This is a genomic window from Agrobacterium sp. 6Ca8 (assembly GCF_055382765.1).
Genome location: NZ_AP026435.1, coordinates 327,951 through 341,382, shown reverse-complemented (window position 1 = coordinate 341,382; position 13,432 = coordinate 327,951). Strand labels below are relative to the sequence as shown.

The following is a 13,432-nucleotide window of genomic DNA, read 5'->3' as shown; positions in this document are numbered from 1 at the left end:
GAGTGCAGCAAGGTCAACCAAAGTCCGTTGCATCGATGGCAAGCCGGGTCCGTTTGGTAGCAGCACCTGCACCCATGGCGCGGGCACGATCCAATGACGTCTGGAAATAGCGCATCGCCTTGTCGGGCCGACTGTTTCCGGCTGCGATCATTCCCGCAACGCGCCAAAGATCCGGATGCCACCAACGCTCTTCACGTATGCCAGTTTCTGCAAGCACGGTGCGCAGACTATCCTCCGCAAGCTGCAGTTCGCCTGCGGCAAGATATGCCTCCGCCAACAGGCTCCGGTAGAAGGGGACGCGAGCACGCCAGTTCCCCCGAAGCAATCCGTTGATACTGTCTTGCATCAGGGTAAAGCCTGCCTGCTCACCTCGAGAGGACTGGATAGCACCGGCGAAAAACTTGGCTGTCCCCTCGTAAATGCCGACGCTTTCTCGCCGGCTGACGTCGGCCAGTTGGTGCTGAAGCCGCGAAACAGTTTCGAGATCACCCTCCACGAAAGCGATCGGAAGGGCCGCAAGCGAAATTGCATTGCCCAAGGAGATCATGTGATCGAGATCGGCGGCACGATCGATCGCCTGACCGGCCAGCCGGGAGGCACGATCAGAATCACCCTGTAACCAATACAGAAATGCCTGAGAGAAACGAATACCGGCAGGCAAATCGACCTGGAACCTGGACAAGCCATGCCCTTCCTCCAGGTGACCCCAATCATCCATCAGCGCCTCCAGGTCGGCCGATGCCGAATTGAACTCGCCTGCATAGATCTTGATATGCGCTAAAAGTCGTTTGCCGTCGGGCGCCGTCGACCAGTCCAGAGCCTTTGCTGCCGCAAACTCGTTCATGCTGCGCAATGCCGTGCGGGGCCGGCCGGAATAGGCCAGAAAAACGGCCTGTCCGCACACCGATCGTATTTCAAATTCCGCGTCGCGCGACCCGTTCGCATGAAAGATGCTTTCGCGCCAAGCATCATCGGTTTGCGGGTGCATATGGCGCGCCAGTGTCATGGCCCAGGCCCGAGCCGTGGAGAGCTTGGCTCGGCCCAGTGGCGCGAGCCCCATGAGGGCAGCGCTGTTTGACCCGGCAAGGTCGATGGCCTCCAGCATTTCCCTAAACGCCGATAGTTCTTGCCACAGCGGCAAGGCAGCGACCACCAATTCGACACCCAAAGCCGCATCGCCTGCGGGATCAAACGCCCAACCGATGGCCGCGCGAACGTCGTCGATCTGCCTCCGATATTTGCCGAGCCATTCGCGAGATGTCTGCGACGACCAATCCCGTTCGGCAATCTGCAGCTTGTCCTTTGTTCGAACGGCAAAATGTCGTCTTGCCTTCTCTCTGTAGAGGGAACCTGAAAGACGCCGCGCGGCATAGGCACCCGTGCTTTCGGCAAGTCTGTAATGCACAGTCCCGCCGTCGTATTCCGCTGATACCAGCGACTTTGCCACGAGCTGCGACAGTGCGTCTCGCCCGGTCATCGGCTCCAGGGCGCCGGCGAAATACATCGCCTCCACGTCGTCGGAGTTGAAACGGCCGGAAAATACCGAAAGCAGACCGAGCAAGACCGCCTCACGGTCAGGAAGAAGCCGATAGCTCCAGTCGAGCGTCGCCTCCAAGGATTGGTGGCGCAAGGGTGCATCCCTTGCTCCCCGGTTCATCGTATCAAAGCCATCCCTGAAGAGGTCATCGAGCGCCGAGGGTGCAAGAACACTGGCCGTACCGGCGGCCAGTTCGATGGCGAGTGCCAAGCCGTCCAGCCGTGAGCAGATCGAAACAACACTGCGGACATATTCATCAGTAGGCTTTATATCGCCTAAACCGTACGCCTTTGAAATGAACAGCTGGATTGCCGGAAACTGTAGCGCGTCGCTGATGGACATTGTCGTCGTCTGGTGCGGATAAGCCAATCCTGAGAGAAAATGAATCTGCTCGTGCCGCGTCCGTAACGGCTCGCGGCTGGTCGCAATGATCCGCGCCGAAGGAACGTCCGCGGATATCCGCTCAACGATCGTCGCGGCCATCGCGACAACGTGCTCGCAATTGTCGATGATGAGAAGCAGCCGGTTGCTGCGAAGGACGTCGATCACGCCTGCGATGGGATCATCAAACCCAAGCGACACGCCGAGGGCAGACGCGATCGCCGGAACCACAAATCGCGGATCGCTCAGCGTCGAGAGATCCGCAAAGGCGATGGCTTCGTTTGCCCCGCAGGATTGCTCAGCAACCGTAACCGCAAGAGACGTTTTTCCCGCGCCGCCTGGCCCGACGATGGTGACGTAACCCGCTTGATCAAGCTTTTCCGAGATCTGCCGGGTCGCTTCATCGCGGCCGAGGAGCGGCCGAACCTGGGGTGCCGCGATATGACGGCTTGTGCTGGCAACCACTTGCCGGGCTGGCGCCGGGCGATCGCTTTCCAAGGCGGCGACGAACTTGTAACCTCGCCCAGCAATGGTTGCGATGTACTCCATGGTAGGATCAAGTTCGGCCAGCGAGCGTCGAAGGTTGCCGACATTGACCTTCAGGTTATGGTCGTGGACGATATAATCTGGCCATACATGCGCAAACAGATCGGCTTTGCTGACAACCTCGCCCGCCCGCGCCACGAGCAGGGTCAGAATGTCGAAACCTCGCCCACCGAGGCCGACGGGTTGCCCCTTGTACAGGAGGGATTGAGCTTCTGGCAGAAAACGGAAATCTCCAAACTGGAAAGCGGTCTGTTTCGACAATGTCTGTAACCCGAGATCGTGTGACACCCTGCTCTCACAATTTAAAAAATTTAACGATATACCGCCCTGGCCAGTTTTCAAGGCGTATGGAGACAGGTTGCACCGCAGGCTGGCTCAAGATGAAGGTTGCCAGGCCTCTTCGCAGATCTTCGATGGCGTTGGAAGATCGTCTAGCTCGCTTAAATCACTCAACGCCAAAGTCGGCGCAAATCCTCATCAACGGCATTTCTGGCCCAAACGGGCGTGCAGGATTCGCCGATGAAATTGTTCTATTTTTAATCCGACAGTTCCGTTATCTGCTTTCGGCGAAGTGTCGGCCTTTGGAGTACTCTGTTGGATTCTTGTTCTTCTGATCAGCCCTGCCTCACGCAGGAGGATGCCATTGAGGCCAAAGCTTTCATTGATCTGCACAAGGCCGCCCGCGGCCGATTGACGGACGAGGAGCGGTTCGCATGCGTTTCCATGAATGGTGGATGCACGATCTCACTACCGAGCGCGCCTGCGATCGGCCTCAACCGTATCCTTGGCCTCACCACACGTGAAGATCTCGACAAGGCCTACAGCTGGATGAGGGGAAAGACGGGGAACCGGTTCTTACAAGTCAATGCCGACACTGCATCGGACGAGCTGACACAGTGGATCGAGACGAAGGGGTTGGTTGCCTACGGACCTGGATGGGCGAAGCTTCGGCGATCCACGGACACGGTCCCTCTTCCATCGCCAGGCACCGTGAAAACACGAAAAGTTCGGCCCGACGAAGCCGAGGTATTCGGCGCCATGATGTGTGCCGGTTTTGGCTTTCCGGAAAGCCTCACTGCTCTATGGGCAGCAATCGTGGGACGCGACGGATGGTCTTGTTTCTACGCGTTGGATGGAGACACACCCGTGGGAACAGGAGCGATGTTCGCTTCAGGATCCTTCGCGTGGCTCGGCGGTGGAACGACCGTGCCGAGCTTTCGAAATAGAGGTTCACAAAAGGCCCTAATTCAAGCTCGTCTAAAGGAAGGCGCAGACCGTGGCGTGTCGACTTTCGTGGTAGAGACCGAAGTGCCATCGGCCGAAAAGGCCAACATCTCGAACGCCAATCTAGCGAAAATGGGTTTCGTGCATATCTATAATCGCAGCAACTTCATTTTATGACATACTTGCTGTCGAGAGAGGACCAAGGTCGTGCATTAGCAATATGATTTGGTTCGGCAGCTTAGTGGGACTGACTCTACGGATATTTATGGGGCCACTACATTGCAAGCTTATGCCTTGGCTCTTGAGAGGATTTCAACCATTGGCACGCTTCTTTCTTCCCGATGCAGTCGGTCCGTAGGACGGCTCTATGGAGGTCGACATCATAGGAGCCAGCGCTGGGTGTTTTCTCGTATAAATATGTCCGAAGAGTTCGGCAGCGAATGCTCTTCCCCAACTCGGCTATCTCTCGGCCATATGAAGCGGCACCTCTACCTACGCTTTACCCTTGGCCACAGCTCCAATTAGATTCGAAAACACCCCCTCGGCCTCGGAAGCGGAGCAGTTTCCCCGTGTAACAGCGCTTGTCAACGCGTCTCCTGCCGCAACCAATGCCGCGCAGGCCAATGCCAGCGATTCCGGCTGAAAGTTTGAGTGAGGCCGTAAAACATCAATGAACATTTCGATCACAGCATCGACTAGCTCTTGGTACACGTTGGCTTTCTCCTCGCTTCCTGCAAGCGCTGCGCCGACAGCATGAAATTCGTCACCTTGGTCGGTTCCGCAGGCCAGATAAGTTTTAGCCAAAGCCAATATAGTCTCTTTCGCCGGTCGATTTCCCTGAGCCATAAGTGTGCGAAACGCGGCAATGCGTTCGGTGTCTATCCAACGATAGAGTTCAATTAACAAACCCGTTCTGGTCTCGAAGTGCTCGTAGGTCACAGGTTTGGAAACGCCCGCCCGCACTGCCAGGTGACCTAGTGTCAGCCGATCAGCACCTTCTTCCCGAACGATCAGGCGCGCCGTCTCTAGTAGCTGCTGACGCCTCTCGGACTTCGAAAGTCGGCCTTTAGTCCTATTGTCGATGGCAGCTTTTTGCTTTTCCACTTGCATACCTACTTTTAGTAACCTACCATGTGTAGGAATCAGTAAACCACAGGTATCGTGATGTTACAAGCTTCTGGAAGTCTCCACGACCCAATACTTATTATCGGCGGCGCCGGCGAGGTTGGGCGATGGGCCACACGCTTCTTGCGTGAGCAATATCCTGATGTACCAATCCTCATTGGCGGTCGCGACGAGCAACGCGCGATACGAGCAGCAGCAGCTGTCGACGGCGCGTCTGCGGTGGTAGTGGACCTCACTGCCTCTGACCTGGGGCTAGGCGAGCAACGTGTCTCGGCGGTCGCAACGCTCTTTACGGACAAAACCGGGGCAGCTCTCCGCTGGGCCCAACAATTGGGCGTTGGGCACGTCAACATCTCACCAAGCATAAGCGAGCTGGGCTTGGAAACTGCTACATTCATGCAGAGACCTACCGCCGCGCCAGTCGTCCTTGGTACAGAATGGCTCGTTGGTGCGACAAGCGTACCGTCACTCTTGTTCGCCCGAGAATTTGGTCGTCTGGAAAACATTCATATCGAGGCAGTGCTCGATGAACAGGATGCGTTCGGACCTGCAGCGAATGCAGATCTTGAGCGCCAGATGTATGCGGGTGCTGCCGCTCTTTTGAGAACGGTTGGCGCGTGGCGATGGTACCATGGCGCCGAGACCAGATCGAAGGTGCGCGCAATCGACGGCACCGAGTTGGACGCGAACGTGTTTTCGCCAAACGACGTCTTGTTGTTGGCAAACGCAACCGGCGCTCCTGATATTCGGTTCGACCTGGCCATTGGAATGAGCTCCACCCGCCGGAATGGCGGACCGGTATCGACTGAAATCATTATCAACCTTTCGGGCCTGGATCACGCCGGGCAGCAGCTTCGGAAACGTCACGCGATCGTTCATCCCGGGGGGCAGATGCCGCTAACGGGTCTGGGTGTCGCGCTCGTTCTTGAACGCTTGGCTGGTCTCGCGGGCGATACGCCCCGACCGGGCCTCTATTTCCCAGCCCAGCTCATCGACCACTCCACATACTTTGATCGGCTTCGCGCATCAGGCGGTGAAGTCATTGAATTGGAGCCGATCCAACACGCGCTGCAAGGCTCGGATCAAGCATAACCTGGAGCAGAAAATGAACCACACTCATAAAGCATCAGCCGCCACGGATCATCCCGTACACCATTCGCAAATCGAGGCCAACGGAGCCTCTTTCCATGTGGTTGAACAAGGCCGCGGTCCAGTAGTGCTCTTCTTGCACGGATTTCCAGACACTGTGGAAACGTGGCGTAGCCAGATGCAAGTTGTCGCAGAAAACGGATACCGCGCGATCGCGCTCGACATGAGGGGTTTCGGCGACAGCTATGCCCCGAACGATCCCGCACTTTACAGCGGGGCCCTAATTGTTGGCGACCTGATTGGCATCCTTGATGCGTTGCAGGTGCCTACCGCAACCATCATATCCCATGACTGGGGTGCCGACCACGGACAACGGGCGATGGTCATGCGACCGGATCGTTTCAACGGCATCATAACGCTCGGCATCCCGTTCCTGCCGCGTGGCGAGCTGAGTACATGGGACTTGCTACGCAGTCGCGGTCTCGGCGATCTCTATTATGCTTTCGACATGATGAAGCGAGAGACGGATGACCGTATCCGTGATGCCAGCAAGACTATTCCGAGTGCACTTTATTGGCTCTCGGGCGAACCCGCCGAAGGAACCGGCTGGGACCCCATCGACGCAAAGCGGAATATGTTTCGACCTGCCCCTGACGTGCTGCCGACTTGGGCCGATCCAGCCTATGTGAAGCACAACATCGACACGTTCCAGCGAACGGGATTCAGAGGCGGTCTGAACCAGTACCGTGGCGTGCAGGCGACGTTTGAGCATCTCGCCGCGTACAAGGACGTACTGATCAAGCAGCCATCGCTTTATATTTGGGGCGATGCAGATGGGTTGTGCCGACTGTTCCACCCGGTCCCACCAACCGTGGAAGAGATGCGCAAGACAGCGCCCGGGCTCGTCGATGTCGTGCGCCTGGAAGGTGTAGGTCACTGGCCTCATCATGAGGCCCGCAAACGCGTGAATGCCGAAATCATCAAATTCCTGAACGGCCTGAATGCCGCCGTCTCAGCAACTGTCTAATCGATCAAGGAACATAGAACCATGATACTTTCTCACGCACTTCGTACAGGCGATCTTGCTTCGGTCAAAGAAGCTATCGACGCCGGGGCGGACGTTAACGCTAGAGGCCCCGATGGTCTCACGCCGTTGATGATCGCGTCTGCGCTTGGGCAGGCACAAGCTGTTGCTTTGCTCCTTACTGCCGGCGCGGACGTGCTGACGGCGGACCCTCGAATGGGAGCAACGGCAATCCACAAAGCGGCACAGTCCGGCAGCGCCGACGTGATCGGGATTCTGCTTGACCACGGAGCTTTCATCAATCAGCAATCGCCAGTTCTTGGCAATACCGCATTGATGGATGCCGTGCTTCACAAGCACGAAGCTGTTGTGCGGGTTTTGCTGTCGCGCCGCGCGCGCACCACGATACGGAATTACTGGCAACAGACCGCGCTCGACATCGCCAAGCATGACGACCTGAAAGCAATCGCAGCGCTGATTGAGGAAAGAGATGAGGCGGATGAAAAGCACATCGCCAGCTTGTCAATCATCTCATCAGTCAAGGCCGGAAATATTGAGGAGGTGAAGCGGCTGATCGCAGATGGCGCGGATTTTGAGGTTCGGGTGCCGATAACCGGGACGTTCGATGACGACTACACGCCTCTCGGTCTTGCAGTTCGCGAAGGTCATGCCGAAATCGTGCGCCTATTACTGGATGCTGGGGCAGATCCTCGCCGCACCATCGGTCTCATGCGCGGTTCGCCACTTCACGATGCTGCCTATTTTGGGAAGGCGGATCACATCGATATTCTGACGTCAGCAGCAAAACAGGGGGACACACAGATTGAGCTCGACGCGCAGGGTCCTTACAATGGCCTGACCGCTTTGCACGATGCTGTTTGGCATGGATACGTAGATGCAGTTGCATCCCTTGTGCGCGCTGGTGCTCGCCGTGATCTGAAAACTCACTCGGGCCTAACACCACTGAGCCTCGCTACTCTCTACGGCTATGAACCGATCGTTGAAATGCTGAGCAGCGACAGTCAGCAGACTGGATCCCAACCAGAAATCCTTTGAGTTAACTCGTTGAGCTCTCAAGGGCGCGGCGATGGAAATTAAAGACTGATCCGTAGTGCAGTGGTGTGATCTCGGTTTGATGGCCAAGCTGCGCAAATTTCGCTCATTTAGCTACCGCACATCAACAATTTGCGGTAGCATCCTGGATGGTGGAACGCGTGGGGGACGGTTCAAAAGAGCCGCCATAGCTAGTCTCTGGCAGCCCACATGAAAAACGTTTCTCGCTGTTCTCCCGCTTTGACCGCGTCCAGATAGCGGGTCTTCCAGACATCACCAATGAACGTCTCCATCGTCGTGGGCAATTTCGGACGATACTCGTGCTCTCCATGGAACCTTACGATGCCACTGTTCAAAGCGTCAGCACTGAGGGTGTCGTCCTGCCATTTCTCCAGCGTCCCGAACCGTGCCAGAAATTCAGCCTCGACGTCTTTATGGGTCGTTTCGATGTATCGGTAATCCACCGGCCTGCCGATCTTCTTGCCAATGATTTCGGCCAGTTCGTTCATCGAGACATCTTCCGAGCCTACTTCTAGGTATACGCGGTGTCCGCCCCTCGGATTGGTCAATTCCTTGGCCGCCAGCCACGCAATGTCATCGGTCGCCACCCAGGGCATTTTCAAATCGGGTTTGCAGAACCAGGCAATTCGACCGTATTTGGCAACCGGCCCCGTCCACGCCGATACGTCGTCCATGAACCAAGCGGCGCGCAGGTGGACCAAATCGATGTTGCCGAGTTCGTTTAACTTTTCGTCCAGATCGTGGAAGCATTCGAAATGGCCCGTTTTCCCCTTCACGTCCGAACCCATGGCCGTCAGGCTCACGGCCAGGTTGACAGAGGATTTTTTGAGCGCATCGACAAAGCGCTTGGCAACAGCGGGGTAATGCCCCTCGATGTTGTTCCAATCGGTCTTCACCATCAGGAACGCAGCATCGGCACCTTGGAAAAACTGGTCAAGGTCTCCCTCTCCGGTGTCAAAGCTTCCCAGAAATGGCTCTGCGCCGAGCGCGACCAGTGCGTCCAACGCTGGGCCACCTCGCGACAATGCTCTAACCTGATGCCCGGCCTTCAGTAAGTTCCGGGTAAGTTTAGCGCCAACTCGTCCCGTGGCACCGACGACAGAAATTCGCATGACAGTCTCCTTGCGGTTGTTGATCGCCGATTAGTAGACTATTGCTGTGCGTACGAATTTGGAGATAATGCCAAATGATCTCGAAATCGGGCCAATCCGCAAAACTGCTGCGTTCGTGCTACGATGACATTGATCTCGACCAGTCGGATCGTCCGGCCTTCGCTGTTCGCCTCGACTTCAATGACTATGAGGCAGAAGTACCCCAGCACCAGCACAAGGAAGGGCAGCTCATCTTGGCCCTGCATGGGGCCGTCACCTGCAAGACGGAAAATGGCATCTGGATTGTCCCACCAGACTGCGGAGTCTGGATACCCGGCGGCGTGCCCCACAGCAACCAGGTGACGTCCAACGCACGCCTGTCCTATCTGTTCGTTCAACCAGGCGCAGCGACACTGCCTCATGAGTGCTGTACTTTGTCTGTGTCACCGATGCTCCGCGAGATGATCCTCCGACTGGCGGATGTACCCGTCAATTCTCCTCCGGACAATCATGTCGGCCGTATGGTGCAGGTCTTGCTGGACGAACTCGCGCAAATGCCGATGCAGGGGCTGGATTTGCCCGCCTCCAGCCATCCCAAAATCGCCGCGATCACCGCTGCACTGATGGCGGAGCCGAGCGATCGTCGCACGCTCGTGGATTGGGCGACACACGTTGCCATGAGTGAGCGATCCTTGAAGCGGCTGATGGTCCAGGAAACGGGACTTACCTTCGGCCGATGGCGGCGGCAACTGCATCTGGTCATCGCGTTGCGCGAACTGGCCAGCGGCGCGACGGTCCAGAGGGTGTCGAGCGACTTGGGATACGAATCCCCTACCGCCTTTATCGTCATGTTCAAGAAGGCATTGGGAACAACACCGACCCGCTACTTCGCGAGGTGATTTTCCGAGTAGCCGAATTTCTCAACACTGGTCGGCCCTTGCAGCACGTGCCGTGACTACAATGGGCCTACTACGGACGATGGATCTTGCGTCGTCCCGCTCAGGAACAAGGTCGAAAAAGGGCTCGACCTCACCCAGCCGATCAGAGAGGCGACGGTAGCGCTGGGATCCGGGATCGACAGCCCCCTTTGTATCAATCATTTGGATCTTCGGCATTGAAGCTATTGAGAGGATGCGCGTTATTTCTAAGTGCATGTCCCCAAAACGCCAATACCCACGCCTTGAACGGATACGAATCAACCATCCGTGAAACATGAAGATGTTAGCCGCACGAAATGAGTCGTGGATTTTCGCACCAAATGGTGCCATACGAGCTACTCATTTACGGGGGCTCGAATATGCGATCAACCATAAATATCGACGACAATCTTATGGAACGGGCCAAGTCCCTCACGGGCACCAAGGAAACAGCAGCTCTCGTGCGGCAAGCGCTGGAGACACTCGTGCGTGTGGAATCCGGCAAACGGCTGATCGCGCTTGGCGGCTCTATGCCTGGGGTTGAAGCGTCGCCTCGCCGACGGAGCGATGTGGCAAAGTGATCCTGGTAGACACATCGACCTGGATAGATCATTTTCGATACGATTACTCAGAACTACGAAAAATCATCAATGATGACCAGCTGCTCTGCCACCCTTTCGTTGTAGCCGAATTGGCGCTCGGCAGCTTAAGAGAGCGGGCTGCAGTTTTAGAGTTCCTAACAGCTCAACGCGAGGCGCTAATCGCGACCCATGCGGAAGTAATGACGGTCATTGATCGTCATTCGATATTCAGCGTGGGGATTGGTTACACAGATGCGTATTTACTGACTTCAACGTTGCTCGACCGGCGATCAAGCTTGTGGACAAGAGATAAGCGCCTAGCGGCCGCAGCGCAAAAAGTTGGTGCGGCACTTTACCCGCACGCGCAAGCCTCTCATTAGCCCAATAACGCAGGACGCCCAGCAATATTGTGGCTCTTGAACGGATTCGAACCGTCGTCCACGCGTCGTGGATTGGGTAAGCATTTGCGACGCAATTCACTCACACTCGCTGGCGCCGCCCTAACTTGGTTTTGCTGGCTAATCGAAATGATGCGCACCGAAAGAATGATCGACCGAACGGCGGTATAGCTAAGGTCGCCAAGTTGCGGAGAAATCAGCGCGGAGACGTAGAGGAAGGCGCTGCGGATACCGCTGGCTTGTGATCGCACAGCGTTTTCAAAAGCGAGATTGTCGTCGCTTGAGCAGTTTTCGAAATATCCGCATATCCTTCTCTATACTGAAGCTTCCCCATAACTGTGCTAGCGAGGCGTGCATCCATTCTCTCGGCGACGGCCAATGCAGCGGCGGCCCTGTTTTTGAATGGCAAGAGAGCTTCGAGAACGTATCCATCGCCGCATGCCTTGGCGATGCACGCGATATCGAACATGTCACGTGGCTGAAGAGAGGATCCTCGATAGTGAACCTTCTTCGCGATGATTTCGCCCGGGGTCTCAAGGTCAACTTGGATTCCACGTACTGCGACGCGGGATGTTGGATCGTTGGTCAGACTTGGAGCACAAATGAAGTCAATTTCACCGATGCCCGCGAACACGATTTTCAACGCATGCGTCCCGTCCGAAACATATTCATCTGGGTTCACCTGCAGGGTATAGCCCTGTGTTGTCGGGTTCAGATATGGGAGGACCTGCGGATCATCGACGAAAATGTCGATATCGAAGCTTTCACGATGGTTTATCTGGAGCATAAGGGCGGTGCCACCCCCGAAAGTCCAGCTATCGAGGAGTTTAAAAGAAGAGTTCGCCTGATTGATAATTGACGCAGCCTGGTCGAAAAGGCTTTCCCATTGGCTCATCAGGACAACCCTCAAGCGGCTAGGGCGAGGGGATATCCAGCTAGCTGCGAGAATTTCTGGGCAATCTCGGATGCTGTACCGTGGTCGATTTCCATCTCATCCAGAAACTGGTGCTGGAGCTCGGCTTTCACTTCGGAATAGAATGAGAATGCCGAAGCATCGAAATTCTCAACGCTCGCAAAATCCGAAATCTTCGAAGCGAGTTGCTCAGCCGAAAGGTTCGTCCCGTAAGGGGCGTTCACCGTCGACAGAACCTTAATCGCAACGCTAGACATCGTTATCACCACCAATTTTCAATAAGTTATGTAATACATACCCGCCAAAAACGCAAGAAACACAGCAGACGCAGGCATGCAACGGCAATTAATCCGGCTTATTCCAGTTCTTGCCACAAGAGCAGACGAAGCTGCGGCGTTTTTCTTCCCGGTGCATGTCTACTACACCGGGAAGAGGCATTTTGCGGCTCAGAGGCCGGCGCGCGCAAAACCGTGTTCAACGAGCCCGTCGATTACCTCAGGATAGCTGACGCCGCTTGCCGCCATCGCCTTCGCATACATGCTGATATCGGTGAACCCCGGAATGGTGTTCACCTCGTTGACCAAAAAAGCCATGTCCTCGGTCAGGAAGAAATCGACGCGCGCCATACCGTCGCAACCGAGCGCCCGGAAGGCGAGTGCTGCCGTCTCGCGGATCTTCATCTCAACCTCTGGCGGAAGCTCTGCCGGAACCGTCAGCGCCGCGCCATCGTCGTCGATATATTTCGCATCGTAGCTATAGAAGCCATGGCTTTCGGCCGGGATGATCTCACCCGGGCGAGAGACGAACAGGCCACCCTTGGCGTCCTCGAGCACGCTGCACTCGATCTCGCGGCCGCGGATGAATTCCTCGGCAAGCAGCTTGCGGTCATGCTTGAAGCCCTCCGCGAGCGCCGGCGCAAATTCCTGGTTGCCAGAAACCTTGCGCACGCCGACCGAAGACCCCTGACGCGCCGGCTTGACGAACAGCGGCAAACCCAACGCGATCTCAAGCGTGTCGAAGGACGGCACCCGATCCGCATGCACGGTAACAGCACGCGCCACCGGTAACCCCGCCGCCCGCAGCAGCTGCTTGGCGATATCCTTGTCAAGCGCTGTCGCTGAACCCAGGATGCCGCAGCCAACCAGTGGCACGCGGGCCACCTCCGCCAGTCCCTGCACGGAACCATCCTCGCCGAAAAATACCATGCAGAACCGGGAACAGAATATCGATCTTCCCGGCATCGCTCATTCTGCCGCCGTCGATGGCGATCATCCGCCCACGCCCGCCGGGCACCAATGCGATTTCGGTGCCGTTTGCCGGCCTGGCGAGCACGCCATTTTCGAAATGGCTGAGCAGCCACTCGCCTTCCCGCGTCACGAAGATCGGCACCGCCTCGTATTTCGAGGGCTCCAGTGCCCCCACGACATTCGTCGCCGACATGACGGAGACGTCGTGTTCGGCCGAGCGGCCGCCGAAGAGAACGGCGATGCGCGGCTTGCCGCGGGAAGATGTCATGAAAACCCCCAAAATAA

At 56.6% G+C, this 13,432-nt stretch carries 12 protein-coding genes and 1 pseudogene; 7 read left to right on the top strand and 6 right to left on the bottom strand.

Translation table 11 applies throughout. The features are described from left to right. Positions 1-13: 13 nt before the first annotated feature. Positions 14-2,725, bottom strand: a complete 2,712-nt coding sequence (locus tag ACZ5A6_RS25315) for an ATP-binding protein (RefSeq protein ID WP_236776234.1) — start codon at positions 2,723-2,725, stop codon at positions 14-16. Positions 2,726-3,058: 333 nt separating this feature from the next. On the opposite strand from ACZ5A6_RS25315, the gene ACZ5A6_RS25310 reads away from it, so the two are divergent. After that, positions 3,059-3,865 carry a GNAT family N-acetyltransferase gene (locus ACZ5A6_RS25310; RefSeq protein WP_019565658.1) on the top strand — a complete coding sequence of 269 codons (807 nt, stop codon included), beginning with the start codon at positions 3,059-3,061 and terminating at the stop codon, positions 3,863-3,865. Between the two features lie 315 nt (positions 3,866-4,180). Here the strand turns inward: ACZ5A6_RS25310 and ACZ5A6_RS25305 are convergent, their stop codons facing one another. Next, positions 4,181-4,798, bottom strand: a complete 618-nt coding sequence (locus ACZ5A6_RS25305) for a TetR/AcrR family transcriptional regulator (protein WP_111790977.1) — start codon at positions 4,796-4,798, stop codon at positions 4,181-4,183. Between the two features lie 54 nt (positions 4,799-4,852). Between ACZ5A6_RS25305 and ACZ5A6_RS25300 the strand changes: the two genes are divergently transcribed. From ACZ5A6_RS25300 to ACZ5A6_RS25290, 3 genes are read left to right on the top strand one after another with little or no spacing between them, the layout of a single operon-like run. After that, positions 4,853-5,905: a hypothetical protein gene (locus ACZ5A6_RS25300; protein ID WP_013637274.1), complete on the top strand. Its 1,053-nt coding sequence runs from the start codon at positions 4,853-4,855 to the stop codon at positions 5,903-5,905. 13 nt (positions 5,906-5,918) lie between these two features. After that, positions 5,919-6,929 carry an alpha/beta fold hydrolase gene (locus ACZ5A6_RS25295; protein ID WP_111790978.1) on the top strand — a complete coding sequence of 337 codons (1,011 nt, stop codon included), beginning with the start codon at positions 5,919-5,921 and terminating at the stop codon, positions 6,927-6,929. A 21-nt stretch (positions 6,930-6,950) separates the two neighbouring features. Next, positions 6,951-7,982 (top strand): ankyrin repeat domain-containing protein, encoded by a 1,032-nt coding sequence (locus ACZ5A6_RS25290; RefSeq protein ID WP_112402695.1) that lies wholly within the window; start codon positions 6,951-6,953, stop codon positions 7,980-7,982. Positions 7,983-8,170: 188 nt separating this feature from the next. Here the strand turns inward: ACZ5A6_RS25290 and ACZ5A6_RS25285 are convergent, their stop codons facing one another. Beyond that, positions 8,171-9,112 carry an NmrA family NAD(P)-binding protein gene (locus tag ACZ5A6_RS25285; protein WP_112402696.1) on the bottom strand — a complete coding sequence of 314 codons (942 nt, stop codon included), beginning with the start codon at positions 9,110-9,112 and terminating at the stop codon, positions 8,171-8,173. Between the two features lie 74 nt (positions 9,113-9,186). Here ACZ5A6_RS25285 and ACZ5A6_RS25280 point away from each other — a divergent pair, with 74 nt between their 5' ends. The 3 genes from ACZ5A6_RS25280 (at position 9,187) to ACZ5A6_RS25270 (ending at position 10,969) form a co-directional block, all read left to right on the top strand. Continuing rightward, positions 9,187-9,990, top strand: a complete 804-nt coding sequence (locus tag ACZ5A6_RS25280; RefSeq protein ID WP_112402697.1) for an AraC family transcriptional regulator — start codon at positions 9,187-9,189, stop codon at positions 9,988-9,990. A gap of 398 nt (positions 9,991-10,388) precedes the next feature. Then, positions 10,389-10,589, top strand: a complete 201-nt coding sequence (locus tag ACZ5A6_RS25275; protein ID WP_112402713.1) for a type II toxin-antitoxin system VapB family antitoxin — start codon at positions 10,389-10,391, stop codon at positions 10,587-10,589. Next, complete coding sequence (locus tag ACZ5A6_RS25270; protein WP_112402698.1) at positions 10,586-10,969, top strand: type II toxin-antitoxin system VapC family toxin; 384 nt, start codon at positions 10,586-10,588, stop codon at positions 10,967-10,969. Before ACZ5A6_RS25275 ends, ACZ5A6_RS25270 begins: the two co-directional genes overlap by 4 nt. 214 nt (positions 10,970-11,183) lie before the next feature. Here the strand turns inward: ACZ5A6_RS25270 and ACZ5A6_RS25265 are convergent, their stop codons facing one another. The 3 genes and pseudogenes from ACZ5A6_RS25265 to ACZ5A6_RS25255 form a co-directional block, all read right to left on the bottom strand. Further along, positions 11,184-11,882, bottom strand: a complete 699-nt coding sequence (locus ACZ5A6_RS25265) for a nucleotidyl transferase AbiEii/AbiGii toxin family protein (RefSeq protein ID WP_112402700.1) — start codon at positions 11,880-11,882, stop codon at positions 11,184-11,186. Positions 11,883-11,893: 11 nt separating this feature from the next. Further along, the gene (locus ACZ5A6_RS25260) at positions 11,894-12,157 is read right to left on the bottom strand and encodes a hypothetical protein (protein WP_013637284.1); all 264 of its coding nucleotides are present in this window, start codon (positions 12,155-12,157) and stop codon (positions 11,894-11,896) included. A gap of 189 nt (positions 12,158-12,346) precedes the next feature. Then, positions 12,347-13,415, bottom strand: a pseudogene (locus tag ACZ5A6_RS25255) (D-alanine--D-alanine ligase family protein). Between the last annotated feature and the right edge of the window lie 17 nt (positions 13,416-13,432).

Bases quoted from the DNA above. Each gene is read 5' to 3' on its own strand.
- ACZ5A6_RS25280 (WP_112402697.1), top strand. From the start codon at position 9,187: ATGATCTCGAAATCGGGCCAATCCGCAAAACTGCTGCGTTCGTGCTAC.
- ACZ5A6_RS25260 (WP_013637284.1), bottom strand. From the start codon at position 12,157: ATGTCTAGCGTTGCGATTAAGGTTCTGTCGACGGTGAACGCCCCTTAC.
- ACZ5A6_RS25275 (WP_112402713.1), top strand. From the start codon at position 10,389: ATGCGATCAACCATAAATATCGACGACAATCTTATGGAACGGGCCAAG.
- ACZ5A6_RS25285 (WP_112402696.1), bottom strand. From the start codon at position 9,112: ATGCGAATTTCTGTCGTCGGTGCCACGGGACGAGTTGGCGCTAAACTT.
- ACZ5A6_RS25290 (WP_112402695.1), top strand. From the start codon at position 6,951: ATGATACTTTCTCACGCACTTCGTACAGGCGATCTTGCTTCGGTCAAA.
- ACZ5A6_RS25265 (WP_112402700.1), bottom strand. From the start codon at position 11,882: ATGAGCCAATGGGAAAGCCTTTTCGACCAGGCTGCGTCAATTATCAAT.
- ACZ5A6_RS25305 (WP_111790977.1), bottom strand. From the start codon at position 4,798: ATGCAAGTGGAAAAGCAAAAAGCTGCCATCGACAATAGGACTAAAGGC.
- ACZ5A6_RS25295 (WP_111790978.1), top strand. From the start codon at position 5,919: ATGAACCACACTCATAAAGCATCAGCCGCCACGGATCATCCCGTACAC.
- ACZ5A6_RS25300 (WP_013637274.1), top strand. From the start codon at position 4,853: ATGTTACAAGCTTCTGGAAGTCTCCACGACCCAATACTTATTATCGGC.